22 protein-coding genes are annotated in these 22412 nt (G+C 69.1%); 19 read left to right on the forward strand and 3 right to left on the reverse strand.

All coding sequences use genetic code 11. The features are described from left to right. The first annotated feature begins 11 nt into the window (after positions 1 to 11). On the forward strand, positions 12 to 749 hold the full coding sequence (locus ACOQPQ_RS02290; RefSeq protein WP_420637826.1) for a sulfite exporter TauE/SafE family protein: 738 nt from the start codon (positions 12 to 14) through the stop codon (positions 747 to 749). Positions 750 to 761: 12 nt separating this feature from the next. Beyond that, a complete protein-coding gene (locus ACOQPQ_RS02295) occupies positions 762 to 1493 on the forward strand; it encodes a sulfite exporter TauE/SafE family protein (protein ID WP_420637827.1) in 732 nt (243 codons plus the stop codon). 10 nt (positions 1494 to 1503) lie between these two features. On the opposite strand, the gene ACOQPQ_RS02300 is transcribed toward ACOQPQ_RS02295, so the two are convergent. Continuing rightward, complete coding sequence (locus ACOQPQ_RS02300; RefSeq protein ID WP_420637828.1) at positions 1504 to 2328, reverse strand: GNAT family N-acetyltransferase; 825 nt, start codon at positions 2326 to 2328, stop codon at positions 1504 to 1506. Between the two features lie 218 nt (positions 2329 to 2546). Between ACOQPQ_RS02300 and ACOQPQ_RS02305 the strand changes: the two genes are divergently transcribed. From ACOQPQ_RS02305 to ACOQPQ_RS02355, 11 genes are read left to right on the forward strand one after another with little or no spacing between them, the layout of a single operon-like run. Beyond that, on the forward strand, positions 2547 to 4301 hold the full coding sequence (locus ACOQPQ_RS02305) for an ABC transporter substrate-binding protein (protein WP_420637829.1): 1755 nt from the start codon (positions 2547 to 2549) through the stop codon (positions 4299 to 4301). A 51-nt stretch (positions 4302 to 4352) separates the two neighbouring features. Continuing rightward, on the forward strand, positions 4353 to 5312 hold the full coding sequence (locus tag ACOQPQ_RS02310) for an ABC transporter permease (RefSeq protein WP_420637830.1): 960 nt from the start codon (positions 4353 to 4355) through the stop codon (positions 5310 to 5312). Beyond that, positions 5309 to 6154: an ABC transporter permease gene (locus tag ACOQPQ_RS02315; protein WP_420637831.1), complete on the forward strand. Its 846-nt coding sequence runs from the start codon at positions 5309 to 5311 to the stop codon at positions 6152 to 6154. Before ACOQPQ_RS02310 ends, ACOQPQ_RS02315 begins: the two co-directional genes overlap by 4 nt. Then, positions 6151 to 7122: an N-acetylmuramic acid 6-phosphate etherase gene (gene murQ / locus ACOQPQ_RS02320; protein ID WP_420637832.1), complete on the forward strand. Its 972-nt coding sequence runs from the start codon at positions 6151 to 6153 to the stop codon at positions 7120 to 7122. Before ACOQPQ_RS02315 ends, murQ begins: the two co-directional genes overlap by 4 nt. Next, the gene (locus ACOQPQ_RS02325) at positions 7119 to 8132 is read left to right on the forward strand and encodes an ABC transporter ATP-binding protein (protein ID WP_420637833.1); all 1014 of its coding nucleotides are present in this window, start codon (positions 7119 to 7121) and stop codon (positions 8130 to 8132) included. The genes murQ and ACOQPQ_RS02325 overlap by 4 nt, the downstream gene beginning before the upstream one ends. After that, on the forward strand, positions 8129 to 9100 hold the full coding sequence (locus ACOQPQ_RS02330; protein ID WP_420637834.1) for an ABC transporter ATP-binding protein: 972 nt from the start codon (positions 8129 to 8131) through the stop codon (positions 9098 to 9100). Before ACOQPQ_RS02325 ends, ACOQPQ_RS02330 begins: the two co-directional genes overlap by 4 nt. Then, entirely contained in the window at positions 9097 to 10206 is a 1110-nt protein-coding gene (nagA, locus tag ACOQPQ_RS02335; protein ID WP_420637835.1) for an N-acetylglucosamine-6-phosphate deacetylase, read from the forward strand. The genes ACOQPQ_RS02330 and nagA overlap by 4 nt, the downstream gene beginning before the upstream one ends. Further along, positions 10203 to 11402 (forward strand): anhydro-N-acetylmuramic acid kinase, encoded by a 1200-nt coding sequence (locus ACOQPQ_RS02340; RefSeq protein ID WP_420637836.1) that lies wholly within the window; start codon positions 10203 to 10205, stop codon positions 11400 to 11402. Before nagA ends, ACOQPQ_RS02340 begins: the two co-directional genes overlap by 4 nt. Before the next feature lie 58 nt (positions 11403 to 11460). Beyond that, positions 11461 to 12495: an Ldh family oxidoreductase gene (locus tag ACOQPQ_RS02345; protein WP_420637837.1), complete on the forward strand. Its 1035-nt coding sequence runs from the start codon at positions 11461 to 11463 to the stop codon at positions 12493 to 12495. Further along, positions 12492 to 13541: an alcohol dehydrogenase catalytic domain-containing protein gene (locus ACOQPQ_RS02350; RefSeq protein ID WP_420637838.1), complete on the forward strand. Its 1050-nt coding sequence runs from the start codon at positions 12492 to 12494 to the stop codon at positions 13539 to 13541. The genes ACOQPQ_RS02345 and ACOQPQ_RS02350 overlap by 4 nt, the downstream gene beginning before the upstream one ends. Next, positions 13538 to 14434, forward strand: coding sequence for an ABC transporter substrate-binding protein (locus tag ACOQPQ_RS02355; protein WP_420637839.1), 897 nt, complete (start codon positions 13538 to 13540; stop codon positions 14432 to 14434). Before ACOQPQ_RS02350 ends, ACOQPQ_RS02355 begins: the two co-directional genes overlap by 4 nt. Before the next feature lie 67 nt (positions 14435 to 14501). On the opposite strand, the gene ACOQPQ_RS02360 is transcribed toward ACOQPQ_RS02355, so the two are convergent. Further along, on the reverse strand, positions 14502 to 15365 hold the full coding sequence (locus tag ACOQPQ_RS02360; protein ID WP_420637840.1) for a dihydrodipicolinate synthase family protein: 864 nt from the start codon (positions 15363 to 15365) through the stop codon (positions 14502 to 14504). A 32-nt stretch (positions 15366 to 15397) separates the two neighbouring features. Next, entirely contained in the window at positions 15398 to 16051 is a 654-nt protein-coding gene (locus ACOQPQ_RS02365) for a cyclase family protein (protein WP_420637841.1), read from the reverse strand. 150 nt (positions 16052 to 16201) lie between these two features. On the opposite strand from ACOQPQ_RS02365, the gene ACOQPQ_RS02370 reads away from it, so the two are divergent. The 6 genes from ACOQPQ_RS02370 (at position 16202) to ACOQPQ_RS02395 (ending at position 22412) form a co-directional block, all read left to right on the forward strand. Then, positions 16202 to 16840, forward strand: coding sequence for a hypothetical protein (locus ACOQPQ_RS02370; protein WP_420637842.1), 639 nt, complete (start codon positions 16202 to 16204; stop codon positions 16838 to 16840). A gap of 159 nt (positions 16841 to 16999) precedes the next feature. After that, a complete protein-coding gene (locus ACOQPQ_RS02375) occupies positions 17000 to 18202 on the forward strand; it encodes an ABC transporter substrate-binding protein (protein ID WP_420637843.1) in 1203 nt (400 codons plus the stop codon). Between the two features lie 215 nt (positions 18203 to 18417). Beyond that, on the forward strand, positions 18418 to 20085 hold the full coding sequence (locus ACOQPQ_RS02380) for an ABC transporter permease (protein ID WP_420637844.1): 1668 nt from the start codon (positions 18418 to 18420) through the stop codon (positions 20083 to 20085). Between the two features lie 17 nt (positions 20086 to 20102). Beyond that, complete coding sequence (locus ACOQPQ_RS02385; protein ID WP_420637845.1) at positions 20103 to 21158, forward strand: ABC transporter ATP-binding protein; 1056 nt, start codon at positions 20103 to 20105, stop codon at positions 21156 to 21158. A gap of 19 nt (positions 21159 to 21177) precedes the next feature. Further along, positions 21178 to 22047, forward strand: coding sequence for a hypothetical protein (locus ACOQPQ_RS02390; protein ID WP_420637846.1), 870 nt, complete (start codon positions 21178 to 21180; stop codon positions 22045 to 22047). Beyond that, a complete protein-coding gene (locus ACOQPQ_RS02395) occupies positions 22047 to 22412 on the forward strand; it encodes a hypothetical protein (RefSeq protein WP_420637847.1) in 366 nt (121 codons plus the stop codon). Before ACOQPQ_RS02390 ends, ACOQPQ_RS02395 begins: the two co-directional genes overlap by 1 nt.

The raw sequence follows: 22412 nt of genomic DNA on the forward strand, positions 1-22412 counted from the left end.
CGGGGTGGGCCGTGAACTGGTGGGAGGCGCTCCTGTTGGTGTTCGGGGGCACGTTCGCCGGGGTCATCAACACCGTGGCCGGCGGGGGCTCCACCCTGACCGTGCCGCTTCTGGTGCTGGCGGGCGTGCCCGGCAACAGCGCCAACGGCTCCAACCGGGTGGGCATTCTCACCTCCAACGCGGCGTCGGCGGCCTCGTTCCAGCGGTTGGGGGTGGAGGGCATCGCCCATGCCGTGCCCATCCTCATCCCGGTGGTGCTGGGATCGCTCGTCGGCTCGTTCGCCATCAGCCGCCTCACCGACGACGCCTTCGAGACCGTCTTCGGCCTGTTGATGATCCCCCTCATCATCCTGACGGTGCGCACCCCGGAGTTCCGCGGGGAGGGCACCCGGTGGAGCCGACCGGTCACCTACCTGGTGTTCTTCGGCATCGGCGTCTACGGGGGGGCCATCCAGGCCGGGGTCGGGCTGGTGCTGTTGGCCGCGCTGACCCGAGCCGGGTTCGACCTGGTGACCGCCAACAGCGTGAAGGTGTTGGTCAGCTTCACCGTGACCCTGGTGGCCCTGCCCGTGTTCGTGTGGCAGGGCAAGATCGTGTGGCTGCCCGCCCTGGTGCTGGCCGCCGGGTTCACCGCCGGGGGGTGGCTGGGGGCCCACGTGGCCGTCCGGGGGGGCGAACGCTTGATCCGCATCGTCATGGTGGTGGCCGCGGTGGTGCTGGCCGCCCGGCTGCTCGGGGTCTTCGGCTGAGGGGGCCAGGAGATGGAAGTCCTCGGTTTGAGCGTGACGCAACTCTGCATCGGTCTGGTGGCCGTGGTGGTAGGGGCGTGTCTGCAGGGGTCGCTCGGTTTCGGGCTCGGGCTGGTGGCGGCCCCGGTGCTGGTGCTGCTCGACACCCGCCTGGTGCCCGGTCCGCTGCTGTGCATGGGGGTGCCGCTCACCTTCCTCATCGCCTGGCGGGGACGCCGGGAGCTGGACTTCAGCGGCATTCGCTGGGCCATCGTGGGCCGGGTGCCGGGCAGCATGTTGGGCTCGGTGGCGGTGGTGGTACTGGCCGAGCGGTGGCTGGCCGGCCTGTTCGCCATCGCAGTGTTGGCCGCGGTCGGCCTGAGCGTGGTGGGCTTGTCGGCTCTGCCCACCAGGAGGAATCTGGTGGTGGCCGGGGTGGTGTCGGGGGCCATGGGCACGGCCACCTCGGTCGGAGGTCCGCCGGTGGCCCTGCTCTACCAGCGCAGCACCGGCCCCGAGTTGCGGGCCTCGTTGGCCGCCTTCATGGTGTTCGGGGCCAGCTTCTCGCTGCTGGCCCTGATCGTGGTGGGGGAGTTCGACTGGACCGACCTGGGCCTGGCGTCGCTACTTGTGCCCGGCATCCTGGCCGGGTTCGGTCTGTCCCGCTGGACCAGCGAAATCCTGGACAGCGGTTACACCCGTCCCGCCGTGTTGCTGTTCGCCACCGCCTCGGCGGTGTCGATCCTGCTCCGCCAGGTGGTGTGAGGGGCCGGGGTCAGCGGCCCGGGCGGGTGAATCGGTAGCGGGTGACCTCGACGACGGCCCGGTAGCCCAGCGCCCGGTACATGGCGTTGGACGCGGCGTTGGCCAGGTCGGTGTAGAGCATCGCTCGCAGGCCCTCGCCGCCGATGGCGGCGGTGAGGGCGGCCACCAGGTTGGCGGCGTAGTGCTTCTGGCGGTGGGAGGGGGGCGTGTAGACGGCCTGCACCCGGTTCACCCCGGCCACGGCGGCCGTCCGGGCCGTCATGCTCACCGGTCCGCCGTCGTCCCAGACCCAGAGCGCCTGCTCGGACAGACGCCGGCGCACGAACCACTCGGCGTCGGGGACCGGATCACCGGTCTCGGCGCCGAACTGGTCGAGCCATGCGATCAGCTCCGGGGCTTCGCCCTCGGTGGCCAACCGGGCCCGGCCGCCGGTGGGCGGCGGCGCCACCGGGTTGGTGGCCTCGTAGAGTCGCTGGGCAAAGCTCGGGACGGCCGATCCGTCGGTGAGGTCGGTCCAGCGGCCGGCTAAGGCCGCCGCGGTGGCCGCGTCCGCGCTCACGCCGGCGAGGTCGGGGGCGGCTGTGGCCACTTGGGCCACCACGGCGTCGAGCGAGGCCGCGTCCATGGGCGAGGCCAGGGCGTGCGATGCCGAACTGGGCCGGGCCACGAAGCCGACGACCGGTCCGCCGTCGACCACCCACCAGAACTGTTGACCCTGGGCGTCGGGCTGCGGGTGGCAAAGGGCCTCCAGCAGCAGCACGTTGTGGGCGGGGTCGGCCTCCAGGAACCCGCGGGCCGCCTCGAGGGCCTGGGCCCGGTCACGAGACGAGAACACGCGGTGCGCCACGGGACCGGTCGAGACTAGGTGAACAGCCGGGTGGTGAAGCGGGAGTGGTCGCCCCGGTACACCGAGCGGACGATTTCGCAGGCGGCATCGTCGGCTCCGACTGCTCGATGGGTCATCAACGTCACAAGCCCCGTTAGTCTAGAGTATCTCGGGCCAGTAGGGGCCTGAGCCCGGACGAGGGGCCGGGCGATTGGAGGGAGATTCGCATGAGCCAGAAGCCACGGTGGATGACAGGGGTCATTGCCCTGATCGCTGCTCTGATGTTGTTGGCCGCCGCCTGCGGGAACGACGACGACGGGGTCGAGACGGGTACCACGACCGAACAGCCCTCCGATGCTTCGGGCGATTCGTCGGACGACTCCGGCGACGATGCCTCCGATGGCGGGGACGCCGGGGCCTCCGACGACGCCGGGGACGCCGGAGGTGCCGACGACGCTGGGGACACAGCCGGCGATGACGGTGGCGATGCCGCCGCCCCCGATGACGGTGACAGCGGCGACGACGACGCGGCCGACGCGGCCCCGCCCGCCCCGACCGGGACCCTGGTGGTGGGCCGGGCCGCCGATGTGGACGTGCTCGACCCCCACCTGGCCACCGCCTTCCAGTCGGTGCAGGCCCTGGAAATGGTGTACGACACCCTGCTCAGCCTCGGCCCGGACCTGGCCGTCGGCCCCGGCCTGGCCGAGAGCTGGGAGTTCTCGGACGACGGCTTGACGCTGACCATGCACCTGCGGGAGGGCGTGGCCTTCCACGGCGGGGACTCCTTCGACTCCGAGGACGCGGCGGCCTCCCTGAACCGCATCCTCGACGAGGAGACCGGCGCGGTCACCCGGGCCAACATCGCCTCGATCGCCTCGGTGGACACCCCCGATTCCTCGACGGTGGTGTTGAACCTGTCGCAGCCCGACGCCCCCATCCTGGCGTCGCTGGCCGACCTGAACGCCGCCATGGTGTCGGCCGACGCCATCGCCGCGGGCACGGTGGACACCGACCCCGACGGCACCGGCCCGTTCGCTTGGAGCGACTGGCAGCAGGGCCAGGCGGTCACGCTGACCGCCAACGTCGACCACTGGCGGGGCTCGCCCCAGGTGGGGAGCGTCGAGATCCGGGTGTTGCCCGACGAGTCGTCCTTGCTGGCCGCAGTGGACGTGGGCGAGGTCAACGTGGCCGTGATCACCGACCCGCTGGTGGCCGTGCTCGCCGGCGACGACGTGGAGGTGCTGCGCACCCCGGCGCTGGCGTACCACGCCCTGATGATGAACTCGAACCGAGGGCCGTTGGCCGACCAGTCGGTCCGGTGGGCCATCTCGTGCGCCATCGACCGGCAAGGGGTGGTTGACTCCGCCGCCCTCGGTGAGGGGGCCGTGACCGGGCCGATCACCATTCCGGCCTACCAGTCGTCCACCGACGGTCTGCCCTGCGGCGGCCAACGGGATGTGGCCGAGGCCGAGCGCCTGCTGGCCGAAGCCGGTCAGGGCGACGGGTTCGAACTCAACGTGATCGTGCCCACCTTCTACGCCTCGGCCGTCAACGAGGCCCAGGTGATCCAGGCCCAGCTTGGGGACGTGGGCATCGACTTGGACCTCGAGGTCCTGGAAACCGACGTTTACGTGGACCGTTGGCTGGCCGCCGACTTCGACGCCGCCGTGGCCCTCAACAGCGGCAAGATCGACCCCCACCAGATGTACGTCCGCTACTGGACCTCCGACGGGAACCTGAACGCCATCGCATCCTATTCGTCCGACACCCTCGACGAGTTGATGGCCGCCGGGCGGGTGGAGACCGACCAGGCCGCCCGGGTCGAGATCTACGCCGACTTCTCGGAGGCGCTTCAGGAGGCGTCGCCGTGGATTTGGATCTACCACGGTTTCGAGTACCGGATTCTCAACGGCGTGGAGAACTTCACGCCCATGCCCACCGGCTCGCTTCAGTACCTGCGTGAGGCCACTCTCGTCGGCTGAGGTCGCCTCACTGACGCCGGCGCCCGTTCTCCGTGACCGGCCGGGCTGACAATGCCATGGCGTTTCGCCCTGGTGCGCCTGGTCACCTCAGTGTTCACCCTGCTGGGGGTGGCGCTGTTGGTGTTCATCGTGCTCCGGCTGTTGCCGGGCGACGAGATCACCTCGACCTTCGGCACTGAAACCGGCGTTCTCACCGAAAAACAAATCGAGTCGCTGCGGAGCTACTACGGCGTCGACCAACCCGCCGTCCAGCAGTTCTTCTCCTGGCTGGGCAACGTGGTCACCGGCAACCTGGGCTTCTCGGTGCGCTCGGGCACCAGCGTGGGCTCGCTGATCGGTGACGCCCTCCCGGTCACCGTGGAGCTGGCCCTGTTGTCGATCCTGGTCGGCATGATCATGGGGGTGCCCCTGGGGGTGCTGTCGGGGGCCCGCGCCGGCACCCGCGGCGACGCCACCATCCAGTTCTTCGGGCTGATGGGCCTGGGCATTCCCAACTTCGTGATCGGCACCTTCGCCGTGACCCTGTTCGCCTACTGGTTCGACTACTTCCCCAACGCCCGGGGCTACGCCGCCCCCTGGGAGGACCCCTGGCTGAACGTGCAGCAGTTGGTGTTCCCCGCCGTCACCCTCGGGGTCGCCCTGAGCGGGACGATCATGCGGACCACCCGGTCGGCGTTCATCGAGACCTCCACCCAGCCGTTCGTGCGGACCGCCCGGGGCAAGGGGGTCTCGGCCCGGCGGGTGCGCTACGTCCACATCCTGCGCAACGCCTCCATCCCCATCGTCACCATCACCGGCATCCAGTTCGGCTACCTACTGGGCGGCACCGTGATCATCGAGCAGATCTTCGCCATGCCGGGCTTGGGCCGCTTGGTGCTCGACGGCATCGGCAAGCGGGACTACGCCGTGGTGCAGAGCACCATCTTGGTGATCGCCGGGCTCTTCGTCCTGGTCAACCTGCTGGTCGATCTGCTCTACGCCCGCCTCGACCCCCGGATCCGAAACCAGTGAGCGCCCCCCAACCCCTGATTCGGCGCCTGATGGTCAGCCCCTCGGCGGTGGTGGGCGGGATCATCGTGGCGGTGCTGGTGATCGCCATGGTGATGGCCCTGGTGGGGGCCACGCCCTACCCCCCGGCCGAAACCCACCCCGAGAGCCGGTTGCAGGGGCCGTCGTGGTCGTACCTGCTGGGCACCGATCTGTTGGGGCGCGACGTGTTGTCCCGGGTGCTCGACGGCGTCCGGCTGTCGCTGCAGGTCTCCATCGTGGCGGTGGCGGTGGCCGCGGTGATCGGCAGCACCATCGGGCTGGCCGCCGGGTTCTTCGGGCGTTGGTTGGACACCGCCACCATGCGGGTGGCCGACGTGTTCTTCGCCTTCCCCGCCATCCTGTTGGCTCTGGCCATCGTCACCGCCCTGGGCTCGGGGTGGCGCAACACCGCCATCGCCATCGCCGTGGTCTACACCCCCATCTTCGCCCGGGTGGCCCGGGGCCCGGTGCTGTCGCTTCGGACCCGGGAGTACGTGGAGGCGGCGGAGGGGTTGGGCTTTCACCCGGCCCGGATTCTGGTGGTGCACGTCCTGCCCAATGTGGCCGCCGCCATCATCGTGCAGATCTCCCTGGCCCTGTCGTGGGCGATCCTCACCGAGTCGAGCCTCAGCTTTCTCGGGCTGGGGGCCCAGCCACCCCAGGCCTCGCTCGGGTTGATGATCGCCGACTCCCGGCCCTTGGCCACCACGGCGTGGTGGACCTTCGCCGGACCGGCGGTGGTGGTGGCCGCCGCGGTCATCGGCTTCAACCTGCTCGGTGACGGCCTGCGCGACGCCCTCGACCCCACTCAGGAGGACGAATGACGGGCGGCGTCACCGGGGGGGCCGAGACTTTGGGGCCGACGGGCCCGGTGGAGGAGGCGCTGGGGGCTCTGGAGACCGAGCGTCGCAATGAAGCCCACAGCGACCTGGACTTGTGGGCGGTGCGCGACATCGTGGCCGCCATGAACGCCCTGGACGCCGGGGTGGTCGAGGCGGTGGGGGCCTGTACGGACGAGATCACCGCGGCCATCGAGCTGATCGTTGCCGGCCAGCGAGCCGGTGGGCGGCTGATCTACGCCGGGGCGGGCACGGCCGGGCGGTTGGGCGTGCTCGACGCCGCCGAGTGCGGGCCGACTTTCAGCGTGGCGCCGGACAGGGTGCAGGCGGTGGTGGCCGGCGGAATGGACGCGGTGACCGCACCGGTGGAAGCGGCCGAGGACGACCACGGCGCCGGGGCCGAGGAGATGGCCACCCTCGGGGTAGGGCCGCAGGACGTGGTGGTCGGCATCTCGGCCAGCGGACGCACCCCGTTTGTGCTCGGGGCCGTCGAGGCCGCTCGGGCGCGGGGGGCGGCCACCGTGGGGCTCACCAGCAACGAGGGGTCGGCGCTGTCGGCCATGGCCGACGTGGGGATCGACATCGCCACCGGCCCGGAGCTGATCGCGGGCTCCACCCGGCTCAAGGCGGGCACCGCCCAGAAACTGGTGCTCAACATGTTGTCGACCATCTCCATGATCCGGTTGGGCCGCACCTACGGCAACCTGATGGTGGACGTGCGGGTGTCCAACGACAAGCTCCGCACCCGGGCGGCGGGCATCGTGAGCGAGATCACCGGGGCGTCCCCCGCCGACGCGCTCGGTGCCCTGGAGGCCGCTGGAGGACGGGCCAAGGTGGCCACGGTGATGATTGCCGGCGGGCTGGATGCCGACGGGGCCGCCGAGCTGCTCAATGCCCACGACGGCCACCTCCGGGCGGCTCTGGCCGACGAACGGGGAGACCGGCAGCCATGACGGCGACGTACGAGGCCCCCGGAGGGGTGGCCGCCAAAGCTGAGCCGGTGCTGCGACTGGAGGAACTCACCACCTCGGTTTCCGACCGGGCCGAGACGCGCCACCTCATCCAGGCGGTGACCCTCGAGGTGAAGCCCGGCGAGAAGGTGGGGGTGGTCGGCGAGAGCGGCTCGGGCAAGTCGATCACCATGTTGTCGATCATGGGCCTGCTGCCGCCCAAGGTGGCCATCACGTCGGGGCGGGCCGTGTTCGGGGGCGTGGAACTGTCCGGACTCCAAGAGCGGGACTACCGGCGCATCCGCGGCTCCCGGCTGGCCATGGTCTACCAGGATCCGATGTCGGCGCTGAACCCGGTGATGCGCATCGGCCACCAGATCGCCGAAGGGCTGCGGGCCCACGGCGCCGGGGGCCCCGAGGTGGAGGCCACCGTGCTGCGGGTGCTCGGGGAGGTGGGCATTCCCGACCCCCATCGGATCGCCCAGTGCTACCCCCATCAGCTCTCGGGCGGCATGCGCCAGCGGGTCATGATCGCCATGGCGCTGGCCATGGAGCCCGAGTTGATCATCTTCGACGAGGCCACCACCGCGCTGGACGTCACCATCCAGGCCCAGATCCTGACGTTGGTGCGTCGCCTCCACGCTGCCCGCAACACGGCCATCGTGTGGGTCACCCACGACCTGGCCCTGGTGTCCAATCTGGTGGACCGGATCGTGGTCATGTACGGGGGGCGCATCGTGGAGCAGGGCCCCGTGGGCCAGGTGCTCGGCTCGCCCCGGCACCGCTACACCGCGGCGTTGCTCGGGGCCCTGCCCGATCACCGCTCCACGGACCGCCGGCGCCTGTCCCAGATTCCCGGCGGGCCGCCCAAGCTGGAAGAGGTGCAGACCGGCTGCCCGTTCCGCACCCGATGCGACCACGCCGTGGCCGCCTGCCACACCATGCCTCCCGCCGGCTACGACGACGGTGGCCGCTCCTATGCCTGCTGGGCTCCCGTCGAGGGGGCGCCGTGACCCCGGCGGTTTGCGTGCAGGACCTCAGCCGGACTTTCCGGCGGGGTCGGGGCTCACCCCCGGTCCAGGCCCTGCGGGGCGTGTCGCTCACCATTGCTGCGGGCGAGACCCTCGGGGTGGTCGGGGAGTCGGGCTGCGGCAAGTCGACCCTGGCCCGGCTGATCGTCCGCCTCGACCGGCCCACCGAGGGCAGCATCGAACTGCTGGGCCACGACGTCACCCACCTCGGCGGGGGAGACCTCCGGCGGCTGCGGCGCAGTGTGCAGCTCGTCTTCCAGGATCCGTACGCGTCGCTCAATCCCCGCCGGCGGGTGGGAACCACGCTGGAGGAGGTGCTGAAGGTACACCGGCTGGTGGATTCGGCGGCGGAGCGGGCCGAGCGGGTGGAGGAACTCCTGGTGATGGTGGGGCTCGACCCCGGTTTTGCCCAGCGCTACCCGGCGGAGCTGTCGGGTGGTCAACGCCAGCGGGTGGGCATCGCCCGGGCCTTGGCCGTGGAGCCGTCGATCATCGTGTTCGACGAAGCGGTGTCGGCGTTGGACGTGTCGGTCCAAGCGGAGATCATCAACCTGATGGTGGCCTTGCGGGAGAAGCTTGCCCTCACCTACGTGTTCATCAGCCACGACCTGGGGGTGGTGCGCCACCTGGCCGACCGCATCGCCGTCATGTACGTGGGGACCATCCAGGAGCTGGGCACGTGGGAGCAGGTGGCCGACCGCCCGGTGCACCCCTACACCCGGGCCCTGCTCAGCGCGGTTCCCGAAATGCGCTTCGACGGGGAGGCCGGGGCCGCGGAGGCGCCCGTGCTGGGGGAGATCCCCAATCCGGCCGATCCCCCCTCGGGCTGTGCCTTTCATCCCCGCTGTCCGCACGCCGTCGAACGCTGCGCCGAGGAACCACCCGCCCTTCGGGCGGTGGCCGAGCGCCTGGTGGCGTGCCATCGGGCCGAGGAGATCGGGGCGCGGTGACCAGGCTGGGAGTCGACACCGCCCTGGTCGCCGGTGAGCTGGTGCCCGGAGACGTAGAGGTGGACGACGGTCGGGTGGTCGCCGTCGGGGTGGGGGGTGGCGACGGGTCGGGGCGCATCGCCGTGTCCGGCTTCGTGGATCTGCAGGTCAACGGCTTTGCCGGCGTCGACTTCGCCACCGCGTCGCCGAGCGATGTGGGGGAGGTCACCCGAGCCCTGGTCCGAACGGGGGTGACCGGCTTCCTTCCCACCCTGATCACCGGCGCCCTCGACCACACCATCGCCCAGGCCAACGCCATCACCGGCGCACCGGCCGACGAGTGGGGGGCGCAGGTGGGGGGCGTGCATCTGGAAGGCCCGGCCATCAACCCCGCTCGGGCCGGGGCCCATTGCCGCGACCACGTGGTGAGTGCCGGCGCCGGGTTGGCCCGCCGGCTGCTGGAGGAGGTGGCCGATCTGCGGCTGGTGACCATGGCACCGGAACTCGACGGCGCCATCGACATGATTCGGGTTCTGCGCGACGGGGGAGTGGCCGTCTCCTTCGGGCACACCGAGGCCACCGAGGCCGAGGCCGAGGCCGGTTTCGAGGCCGGAGGGGTGGCCGTCACCCATATCTTCAACGCCATGGCGCAGATGGGCCACCGGGATCCCGGCATCGCGGCGGCGGCGCTGATGCGGGGCGATGTCCATGTCGGGGTGATCGCCGACGGGCTCCACGTGGCCCCCACCATGGTGAAGATGGTGGCCGCCCTGGCCGGTCCCCGCCTGGTGTTGGTGACCGACGCCTGTGCGGGCGCGGCCTGCGCCGACGGCGACTACACCCTCGGCGCCGAGGTGGTCAACGTGCGGGCAGGGGTCGCTCGACGCCCCGACGGCGTGCTGGCCGGTTCCACCCTCACCATGCCCGACGCCATCGGCAACCTCATCGACCTCGGCATCGGCTTCGCCGACGCGGTGGGGGCCGCCACCTCCGCCACCTGGGCGCTGCTGGGTCAACCCGAACGGGGCTCCCTGGGGCCGGGAGCGGTGGCCGACGTGGTGGTCACCGACGACGACCTCGTGATCCACCAAACTCTGATCGCCGGACGAAAGGTCTACGAACGATGAAGCACCCCATCCGCCGCCTGCGCACCATCGGCATGATCTCGGGCACGTCGTTCGACGGCATCGACGTGGCCGTGGTCGACGTCCACGTGGGGACCGACGAGGTGGAGCTGGCCATCATCGGCAGCGACACCTACGACTATCCCCCGGAGTTGGTGGACCAGATCGCCGCCGCCCTGCCCCCGGCGGCCACCTCGATGGAGGAGGTGTGCAAGCTCGACACCAGGATCGGCCAGGCCTTTGCCGCCGCGGCGGTGCGGGCCAACGGCGAGATGGCCGGGGGAGCGGCCGAGCTGATCGGCTCCCACGGCCAGACCATGTTCCACTGGGTACACGACGGCACGGCCATGGGCTCGTTGCAGCTCGGCCAACCGGCCTGGATCACCGAGGCCACCGGATTGCCGGTGGTCGCCGACCTGCGGGCGGCCGACGTGGCCGCCGGCGGTCACGGGGCCCCGTTGGCCTCCACCTTCGACGTGATGTTGCTGCGAGGGCGTTCGGGCGGGCCTCGGGCCTCGCTCAATCTCGGCGGGATCTCCAACGTGACCCTGGTGGACGACCCGGAGCCCATCGCCTACGACATCGGGCCGGCCAACGCCCTGGTGGACATCGCCACCGGCTGGGCCAGCGGCGGCACCGAGTTCTTCGACGCCGACGGTGCCAGGGCCCGAGCGGGCCACGTCGACGCCGAGTTGCTGGCGCGGTTGCTGGACGAGCCGTTCTATGACCTCGACCCCCCGAAGTCCACCGGCAAGGAACTGTTCAACGCCGCCTACCTCCGGGCGGCCCTCGACGCGGTGGGGCCGGTGGACCCCGACGACGTGGTGGCCACCACCACCCACCACGCAGCCAAGGTGGTGGCCGACGACCTGGGGCGCCGGGGCATCCGGGAGGTGGTGGCCGCCGGGGGCGGCACCGCCAACCCGGTGCTCATGGGGTGGCTGGCCGAGGAGTTGGGCTCGGCCACCCGGGTGACCACCATGGAGGACTACGGCGTGCCCAATGGGGCCAAGGAGGCCGTGTTCTTCGCCATGTTCGCCGCGCTCACCGCCTGCGGCCACGCCGCCACCGTCCCGTCCTGCACCGGGGCCACCGCCGAGCGCGGCCTCGGCGTCATCGTCCCCGCCCCCACCACCCCCATCACCACCCACGACATCCCCTTCCACCGCCCCCGCCCCCCCCACCTCGTGATCACCTGAGACCGATGATCCGACGGCAGGGATCGGCGGGGGGCCGAGCCCCGTTAGCATCCCGGTGATGGAGGAGGGGCCGGTCGGCGCCGACGCCTTGCGGGCGGTGATCACTCGGGTGTTCGAGAAGCTCGGCATGGGTTCGCCCGGCGCCGCCGTGGTGGCCGACGCCCTGGTCTGGGCCGATCTACGGGGTCTCGACACCCACGGCGTCAGTCGTCTCCCACGCTACGTGGAGAGGATCGAAGCCGGGGAGGTCGATCCGTCCGCTGCGCCCACGGTGACCCGCCACCGAGCGGCGGTGGCCACCGTTGCCGGCAACCGCAGCCAGGGCCAACTGGCCCTCAGGACGGCCGCCGACGAAGCCGTGGCCATGGCCCGTGAGGCGGGTGTGGGGTGGGTGTCGATCAGGGACGCCTCACACGCCGGGGCCATCGGCTACTTCACCCACCGGATCGCCCGCGAACGGATGGCGGCCTTGGCGGTTGGTGCCTCGCGGCCCGTGATGCTGTATCACGGCTCACGGGCGGCAGGGGCAGCCACCAACCCGCTGGCCATCGCCGTCCCGGCGGGCAATGGGCGCGTCGTCTCCGTGGACATGGCCGCCTCGACGGTTTCGCGGGGCCTCCTGCAGCGCCACCGTCGAACCGAGGCCCCGCTGGAGCCCGGTTGGGCGGTGGATGCCTCGGGGCACCCCACCTGCGACCCGACCGAAGCGGTCCTGCCGACACCCCTCGGAGGGCCCAAGGGATCGGGCATGGCCACCCTGTTCGAGTGCCTCGCCAACGTCACCGCGGGCATGCCGCTCATCGAACCGACGCTCTCGGGCCGCCTGCGGCACCATGCTCAGGGTGGCGCCGTCCTGGCCCTGGACGTGGAGGCCTTCCGTCCGTTCGATGCCTTCGCGGCCGACGTCGACGCGCTGGCCGACGCGCTCCGGAATCTGCCTCCAGCCGAGGGCCACCGGGAAGTCCTGGCTCCGGGCGACCGTGGTGACCGCATCATGGCCGCCAGGAATCGAACCGGCATTCCTCTCGACGCCAAGGTCCGGGTATCGCTGCAGGAGATTGTCGGCCGATTGGGCGTGGAGATGCCGGGGTGAAGGCCATCGTGGTGCACGAATTCGGCGGCCCTGAGGTCCTCCGATACGAGGAGATCGAGACCCCCGCCCCGGCGGACGGGGAGGTGCTGGTGCAGGTCCACGCCGTGTCGGTGAATCAGACGCTCGACATCAAGTTGCGACAGGGCGCCACCCGACGCGGCACCGAACTACCCCACGTTCTGGGGGTCGACCCCTCGGGGATCGTCGTCGGGCGGGGTGACGCTGCCGGTGGTCTCTGCGAAGGCGACCGGGTGGTCGTGGCCTCGGCCATGTGGTGCGGGACCTGTGAGGCATGTCGGCGCCGCGACCAGGCGGACTGCGCCGCGACCCGTCACATCGGCGTACATCGCTGGGGTGGCTACGCCCAGTTCGTGGTGGTGCCCGCGTCCAATGTCCACCGCATCCCCGGGCATCTCGACTATGCCGACGCCTCGGTGATCATTCGGCACTTCCCCACATCGTTCAACCTGCTGCATGCCAAGGCCGCCATCACGGAGCGAGACACGGTCCTGGTGATGGGCGCGTCCGGCGGGCTCGGGGGCGCGGGAGTTCAGGTTGCCCTACTTGCGGGCGCCACGGTGATCGCCGGTGCCCGCACCACGGCCGGGGTGGACGCGGCCATGGCTCTCGGCGCGCACCACGGCGTGGCCTACGGGGAGACCCCGCTGGCCGACGCCGTTGCCGAAATCACCGACGGTCGTGGCGCCGACATCGTGTACGAGAACATCGGGGATCCGGCAATGTGGGACGCCGTGATGGCCTCGATGGCCCGCAGCGGCCGGCTCGTGACCGCCGGGGCCCATGGCGGTGGTCACGTGGGTTTGAACCTGCACTCGCTCTACCGCAACCGCTTGCGGCTGGTCGGTGGCGGGGGCCACGGACCTGCGGACATCGCCCGCACGCTGGCGGCGGCCGCCGAGGGTAGGCTCCGCACCAACATCGACCGCCGTTTGCCGCTTGCCCGAACTGCCGAAGCACACCGACTGGCCGAAGCCCGTCAAACGGTGGGCAAGATCGTGCTGCTACCCCAGGAGGATCCGCAGTGACCACCCCAGTTTCGAACCGCCCACTGCGGGTCGGGGTCTTCACCACCTCGAGCGTGCTTGCCGCAGCCGAGGGCCTCGGTCTGTTCGCCCAGAACGGAATCGAGGTGGATGTCGAGGAGGTCAAGGGTTCCGGCCAGCAGATGAAGGGCCTGCGCGAGGGTACGTTGCACGTGGTCCACACATCACCGGACAATGTGATGAAGGCTCGCCTCGACGACGGAGACGACGTCTTCGTCTTCTTCGTGCAGGACACGGGACTGCCCCAGCTCCTCGTGGGCCGTGCCGGTGTGGACACCTGGGGGAAGGTGCAGGGGGGCCGAATCGGAGTCGACGACCCCAAATCGGGGTTCGCCTTTGTTGTCTACGAAATGCTGAAGGGCAACGGCGTGAGCGTGGAGGGCTGTGACGTCGTTTCCGTCGGCACGAGCCGTCAACGTCTCGATGCTCTCATCGCGGGCGACATCGAGGTCGGTCTGTTGAGCGCGGCCATGTCGGCACGCATCTCCGAGGCCGGTCTCACCGTTCTCGCCGGAGCGGCCGATGCCGTGCCCTGGTATCCCGGTGTCGCCGCGGCGACGAGTCGTGCGGTCGCCGATTCCCGTCCCGATGACATTGGCGCTTACACGCGCTCACTTCACGACGCCATGAAGTGGGCGTCGGATTCGGCCAACACTGAAGTGTTCCGCGCCCACGTGGCCGATTACCTGGACATCACCAGCGACGAAGCGGCGAGGATCATCGACCGGGAGGCTCGAGCCCGCACCAGTACGTTGCCCGACGCCGTGGCGTCGGCCGAGGCGGTGGCCAAGGTCGCCGACATGCGGGCTGCCCACACCGGACAGACCGTGGAGGGCGCCTTCGACGCCAGGTGGGTCTTGGCCCTGGCACCCTGAAGTTGCTTTGGCGAGACGGTCGGGGCCGGCGATTGACCCGGCCGCAGGGGCCGTCACCCGGCCGTGGTCAGCGGGACAGCTCCCAGCGGGCGAACGTGTCGGCCACCTCCCGTACCTGCTCGTGACCGAGCGTCTCGAACGGCGCCGGTGGCCGACCCACCGGCACGCCGAGCACTCCCATGGCCGCCTTGCAGACCGGACCGAGCCCGAGACCCATCCAGCGTGACGGGAAGATGGAGAAGAAGCCCTGCCAGTGGCGGGCGGTGTCCAGGTCGCCGGCCGCGACGGCCGAGAAAATTCGTTGGGAGGCGCCGAGTGCGGGTGCCGGCACCATGGCCCCCTCCCCGCCGAGCAACAGGGTGGCGAGCAACGTCTCCATGTTGTTGTAGACGCCGGCGAGTCCCGGCTTGGAGAGCTGTTCGCACAAGCCGAGAACCTTGACCATGTCCCGGGAGGTCTCCTTGAGGGCAACGATGCTCTCGTGGGCGGCAAGTTCGGCGAGGGCCGCAACCGTGGGATCGGAACCCGTTCGGGGGTTGGAGTAGAGGACGACCGGCAGTGGTGACCCGTCGGCCAGCCTCGTGAACCAGCCGACCAGCTCGGTTTGCGTCATGGGCGCCGCCCAAGGCTTGGGACCGCAGAGGGCCAGCACGGCACTCGCCCCCACGTCGTGCATTTGCCTCGCCAGTGCGGCTGAGGTTCTTGGCATCGGGCTGGTGACGCCGGCCACCACAGGGGTCTCACCGACGCGCTCCACGGTCCTGCGTACCAGGTCGACCCGGGTGGCATCATCGAGGAGGTGGTACTCCTGGACTTCGACCCCGGCGACTCCGATACCCAGCGGCGATTGGTCGGCCAACCACTCCACTTGGGCGTCCCAGGCGGCGAGATCGAGGCGTCCGTCGTCGTCCCAGGGCGTCAGCGCGGCCACGATCACTCCCCTGTCCCCGGATCCGGGCATCCTCAGACCTCCAAGAGCACCCTCGCCGGAGCGGCATCACGGCCGGCGAGGGGGAGGGGCAGTGCGTGGAGTCGACCGCGACCGACATGGGCGGAGAGGTCGACAAGGTTCTCGATGATGAGGACATCGTTGCCGAGCAGGGCGCGGTGCACCGGGAAGTCGAAGTCTTGGTCTCTCCGGGACACCGGCAAATCGACGGTGATGAGGTCGACGCCCACCATGTCGACACCACTCTCGATCATCCACTCAGCGGCATCGACGCTGATGGCGGGGTGTTCCCGGTAGGCGTCGGTTCCGAACAGTTCACCCATTCCCGTGCCGAGGACCAGGGCGTCGCCCGGTCGAAGGTCGTCGCCGGCCTCGGTGCGTAACATGTCGGCGGTGATTTCGTCGTGTGGTCCGACGTCCACGTGGACGACGAGACAGGGTCGCAGGAAGCGCTCCGGGGGGATCTCGTCGATGGTCGCGCCGCCCAAGATGGCGTGTGCCGGGGCGTCCACGTGGGTGCCGGCGTGGGTCGCCGTGTTGAGGATGGACACGTCGAGGGGCGCACCGTCGGCCATGCGGAAGAGCCACGAAATCTCTACCGGCGGCAGGGGCGGAATGGCCGGTGTGCCGTCGTGAAGTGGTTGGCTGGCGTCAATGTAGTGAGACATCTTCGGTCATCTCCTTGTCGTCACACCCGACGAGCCGGCTGTTTGGGCGAAACGTTGGTGCAAGCCATTGCGAGGTTCCCACCGGCGAGTTCACGGAATCCAATTGTCCGTTCATACTAGGAGGCCATGCGAGGCCTTCTTTTCTCTCAGATGGATCCACCGAAGACCCTGGTGGCCGACTTCCACGACTGGTACGACACCGAGCACGTGCCGGCACGCCTGCGGATCCCGGGGTTCGAGAGCGCGGTGCGCTACGAGGCGACCGGCGACGCCACCCGATTCGCCGTGTGCTACTTCATCGATGACCTCGTCGCGCTTCAACGCGACGACTACAAGCGCCTGAAGACGATGCCCTCGGCGCGGACTGAGCAGATGTTGGCGGCCGTCCGCGGGTTCACCCGCTACATTGCCGAACTCGTTGCCGACACCGGTCACTGTGAGCCCACCGGCGACCTGATCGTCCACGCGCTGGACGTCGGCCCGTCTGAGGCCCAAGGCCTCGAAGTCCGGTACCGCGCCTGGGCTGGAGAAGCGGCGACGCCGCAGGGTCGCTGGAAAAGAGTGCGCCTCTACCGAACGACCGGCGAGGGCGCGGGCCCGGAGTGGACTCATCTGGGCCTCCACGAGGTGGACCGGTCTGTGGGGGACGCAGCCGCGTCGGCCCCGATCGATGATCTGCTGGGCCAACTCGGGGCTCCCGATGGCGTCTCGGCTGGAAGCGGGATACGCGCCTCTGCCCAGTTTCGGTATCGGCCGTTCCGGGTCATGTCCGGAACCGATTTCCGGTGACGTGCCTCTGGCCGGCCCCTCGTGTCATGGCTTGGGCCACCACGCGCTTGTGCCCGTGGCACCCAGCGGTATTATCATCTGCTAACAGTGGGGGACGCCGCCGATCTCTGCGGGTTTGCGGCACCACCAAAGCGATTGGGTACCAATAGGAGGGGATCCATGCGAATGAGAATGTTCACGCTTGTCGCCTTGGTCGTGATCTTGGCCATGTTCGGGGCAGCCTGCGGCAACGACGACGACAGCCCGACCGCCGGGAATGGCAGCGCGGCGTCGTCCGGCGATGGCGGGGGGGATCAAGCCGCCGACGATCCACCGGCCGACGATCCGCCCGCCGCCGAGCCCCCCGTCGACGATCCGGTGGAGGAGGACACCGCAGCCGACGACGGCATCGTGGTGCGGATGGACGGGGAGTCCTACGACGACTACATCGCCCGCCTGTATGCGGCGGCATCGGAGGAGGGCGAGGTCATCTACTACCAGTCGGCCGGTGAGTCGGAACTGGAGTTCATCCGAGAGCAGTGGGAGGCGCTGTTCCCGGACGTCGAATTCGAGCCGGTCACCGCCCGGGCGGGCACGATTCTCGAGCGCGCCCTGCTTGAGGTCAGCACTGGCAATACCCAAGGCGATGTGTTCGGTGCCGCCGGCGTCGAGATGCTGCTGCTCGAAAACGAGGGGGCATTGACCGAGTACCAACCCGCCGGTCTCGAGAACGTGGCTCCGGAGTTCGTGTTCGCCGGTCCCTACGTCGGTCTCAACTACCTGTCCCGCCACGTCACCTACAACACCGAGAACGTGTCCCCGGACGAGCTCCCCACCGACTGGTTCGGCTTCTGTGAGCCGGAGTGGGAGGGGCGCATCGGTTTCGATGCCGAATCCTTCGAATGGGCCGCGGCCTTCATCGAGGCGTGGGGTGAGGAGCAGGCGCGCGAGTTCCTCGAGTGCCTGAACGACAACAACCCGTTCCTGCACCGCGGTACCACTGCGGGCACCGAGCTGGTCAACGTCGGTGAGTTCGACGTGAAGCTCGACGGTATGGGTCACGTTTCCAAGCGGTTCATCGACGGAGGGGCCAATGTCGGGGTCATGATTCCTCACGCCGATCCGATGCCGGCGATCGTGGACATGTCGGCCATCCTCGCCGATCCGCCCAACCCGAACGCGGCGCGGCTGCTTCAGGAGTTCTGGCTCATGCCGGAGGGACAGACGGCCATGACCAACGAAGGCAAGGCGACCACAACGTCCACCGCCGACTCTCACCCGTACTGGGCCTTCATGGAGGGCGCGAACCTGCTGGTGCTGGGGCCGCGCGAGTCCGAGGCCCTGGAGACCGGCCTCGAGATGTTCACCGACGTCTTCGGATGATCCACTGACGTGGGGCGGGGTACACAGGGCCTCGCCCCACGTCGCCATCCGCCAACGAGAAGCCTCTTGTGAACTCGCAGTCCGAGGCCCGCGTCGGTGTCGCCGATCCGACCATCTCGGGCCACCGGGGCGGACCGGCAACCCGGGGGCCCCTGAAGCGGCGCATCAGGATCGACCTGCGTCGGCCGCTGTTCATTGCCGTCGCGCTGCTCCTGGTGTGGCTGATCATCGCGCCCATCGTGGTGCTGGTGTGGGGCAGCTTCTCGTCGTCACGGCCGGGTGCGGCTGACTTCTTCTCGATCGGCAATCTCACCTTCGGCAACTGGACGAGGGCCTTTGATTCCGAGCTGTGGGAGATCTTCGCCAACACCGCCGTCTTCGCCATCGGCACCACCCTGCTGGCCTTCTGCTTCGGGACCTTTCTGGCTTGGGCGGTGGAACGCACCAACACACCCTTCCGACAACTGATCACCGTCCTGGTGCTCGCCCGTCTGATCGTCCCGGGCATCCTCACCACGGTCTCGTGGATATTTCTCGCCAGCCCTCGAACCGGGATGATCAATAGCTGGATCGAGAGCATCTTCGGCATCGACCAGCCCCTGCTCGACGTCTACACGATGCACGGGATGATCTTCGTCGAAGCGCTCGACGTCTTTCCGGTCTCCTTCCTCTTGATGTCGGCCGCGCTGCGTTCAATGGATCCCTCACTGGAGGAGGCGTCGCAGGTTGCCGGTCACAGCACGCTGTCCACGACCTATCGTGTGACCCTTCCCCTCATCCTTCCCGCGATACTGGCCACGTTCATTTTCCTGCTGATCCGTGGCGTCGAGACGTTCGAGACGCCCACGCTCATCGGGCTGCCCGCCGGAATCCCCACTTTCGTGGTCGAGATTTGGCAGCGGACCAGCGCCGTGCCCACCGACCTGGGTCTGGCCGGTGTCTACGCCGTGTTGGTCCTGATGCTGGCGGTGGTCCTGGTGTGGGGGTACAACCGGGTCACCCGCCACAGCGAGGCGTATCAGATCGTGTCGGGCAAGGCCTTTCGCCCCAAGCGCATCGATCTGGGCCGGGGTCGGTGGGTCTCCTTCGGATTGGCCGCCTTGCTGTTGTTCCTGTCGGTCGGGCTGCCGCTCATCGTCCTGGCCTGGGCCAGCATCCAACCGCCCTTCTCCGGCGTTCCTCCCCTGACCCCGGAGGCCGCAGTGCGATTCGGCGATTTCTCCCTGGAGAACTACCGGGATGCCTTCGACTCCGAACTCACGCGACGGGCCCTGTGGAACTCGTCGATTCTGGCGGTGGCCGCGGCGTCCATCGTGACCATCCTGATGGCAATCGTGGCCTGGATCACGGTCAAATCCAATGTGCGCGGCCGGTCACTGCTCGACCACTTGGCGTTCACGCCGATCGCGGTGCCCGCGATCATGTTCGGCCTCTCGGTGCTCTGGATGTACCTGATCCTGCCGTTTCCGGTCTTCGGAACACTGTGGATACTCCTCATCCTCTACGTCGCCCGATTCCCTCCGGTCGCTTTTCGGATCCTGTCGGCCCAGACCACCCAAATCGCGGACGAACTGCAAGAAGCCGCCGAGGTGTCGGGTGCCACATGGTGGACGAGCTTTCGAACGATCATCCTGCCGCTCCTGAAACCCGGGCTGCTCGCCGCCTGGATCTTCGTCATGGTGCATGCGTTCCGCGAGCTGGGCGCGTCGGTGCTCGTTTCCTCGTTCGGCACCGAAGTGGTGGGGGTGGCTATTCTCGATCTCTGGGAGAACGGCAGCTTTGGGCTGCTGAGCGCCTTCGGAATCGTCATCATGGGCGTACTGCTCTTCGCCGCAGTAGCCGCGGGGTTGATCAGTCAGAGATATGGGGTGCGGGAATATTGATCCGTCTCGAAGGCTTGGTGAAGACGTACCGGGGTGCCACCGAACCCGCGGTGAAGGGCATTGACGTCGAGGTTCCCGACGGCGAGTTGGTCACGCTCCTCGGTCCCTCAGGCTGTGGCAAGACGACCACGCTTCGCTGCATCGCGGGCCTCGAGAGCCCCGACGAGGGGCGCATCCGGATCGGCGGGCGAACCGTCTTCTCCTCCGAGGAGCGGATCAGGGTTCCCACCAATCGGCGCAACACCGGCATGGTCTTCCAGTCCTACGCCATCTGGCCCCACATGACGGTGCTCGAAAACGTGGCCTATCCGTTGAGGGTCGGCCGCATCAGCAAGTCCGAGGTACGACAAAGGGTCAACGACGCCCTCGACCTCGTCGGGCTGAGCGAACTGGCCGACCGCCCGGCGCCGAACCTCTCCGGCGGCCAGCAGCAGCGGGTTGCCCTCGCTCGCGCCTTGGTCAGCGAGCCGGAGGTCCTCCTGTTCGATGAGCCGCTGTCGAATCTCGACGCCCAGCTTCGGGAGTCGATGCGCCAGGAGATACGGGAGGTGCAGCAGCGGCTCGGGATTGCCGCTCTCTACGTCACCCACGACCAAACCGAGGCGCTCGCCATTTCCGACCAGGTGATCGTGATGTCCGACGGGGAAATCCTCGACATCGGGCCGCCACAACGCATCTACGAGCGGCCGTCCTCCCATTTCGTGGCCGAGTTCATCGGATTGGCCAACATCTTCGAGGTGGCCGACGTCAAAGAAGACGGCGGGCTGATGACGGCCCGTTGCGATCTCGGGACCATTCGATTCCCCCGCGACCCGGGGGCGCTCAGCTCGGACGAGGTCTCGGTGCTGGTGCGGCTGGAGGACGTCAGCCTTGAAGCACCCGGCCCTTCGTCGGAGAACCGTTGGCCGGGACGGATCATCTCGGCCCTCTTCCTGGGGACGCTGTGGGACTGCTTCGTCGACGTCGACGGGGTTCGGGTCCGCGCCCACGTCCCCCGCACCGCTCAGCCCAAGGCCGGTGACGCCGTCACCGTGTGCATCCGCCCCGAGGACTGCGTGACCCTCCTTCGTTGAGACTGGAGCCCCCGACCCGATGACCATCGTTGCTGCCTTCGCCACCGTCCACGCCCCGTTCATTGCCGGAATGCCCGAGCTGGCCCCTCCTGAGAAGCGGGAGGCCGTTGCCCGGGGATTCGAGCGTCTGACCCAACAACTCGACCGGGTCCGCGCCGAAGTCATCATCACGGTGTCGAGCGAACACATTACGAATTTCGTGGGCGACGAAACCCCGGGGTGGTGTGTCTCGGTTGGTGACACCAACCCCACCCAACCCGAGTTCGGGCTCCCGGATCGGAGCGTTCCCGGCCATCCCGACCTGGCCCGCGCCCTGGTCGACGCCGCGGCCCGAACCGGCTTCCCCCTTGAGGCCCGAAACCAACTCCGACTCGACCACGGGACCAACCTCCCCCTCTCATTCGTTCGTCCCGGCTATGACATCCCGGTGGTGCCCATCCTGGTGAACACCGTGTGGGCACCGTTCCCTTCGCCGTCCAGCGCTGACGACCTCGGAACCCTGCTCGCTCGCTTCGCCGCCGAACGGGACGAGCGGGTGGTGGTGATGGGTACCGGCGGCATCTCCCATTGGGTGGGCAACCGGAATCATGGGTCCATGAACGGCGACTTCGATCGCCACTTCGTGGGACTGGTGATGGACGGCGATCGTGAGGCTCTACGGTCGCTGAGCGACGCCGACATCGAGCCGGGGGGCGACGGCGCGCACGAAATCCGCACCTGGATCACCTCCGCGGGCGCCGCGGCCGAGTCCGGGTTGGCGCCCGAACTCGTGCTCGCTGAACCGCACGTGCCGGGTTGGAACGTCGGCGTCTACCAAATTGCCTGGACCTCCCCCGAAGGCCAGGAAGCCCCCGAAGTCGAAGAAGAAGACAGAGCGAGAGCGTCCTGATGAGCCCGCCGAAAAGCGACCCCACCGCCGTTGAGCGACTGGTCTGGGAGCTGCATCGGCGCGGTCGGGGAGATGACTACCGTGCCGACCCGAGTGGTTACCTGGCCGCGGCGTGCGAACGCCTGGGAGTGGATGGTGAGCGGCGGGCTGCCCTGGAGAACAAGGACTATGCCCGGCTGATCGACCTGGGCGTCCACCCGATGTCGGTGATGTTCTTTGCCCACGCCAATCACCTCCCGATGCCCGCGTATCTCGAGGCCATCGGTGCAGCCCCGGAAGCCGTTGCCGAGTTCCGCCGGGTCTTTGCCGCGGCCCAAAAGGCCCGAGGCACCGCCGCGGTGAGCAGCGTCGAACGGGGGCGGTGA

The sequence above is a fragment of the Candidatus Poriferisocius sp. genome, from assembly GCF_965219775.1.
Classification (GTDB): Bacteria; Actinomycetota; Acidimicrobiia; order Acidimicrobiales; family Bin134; genus Poriferisocius.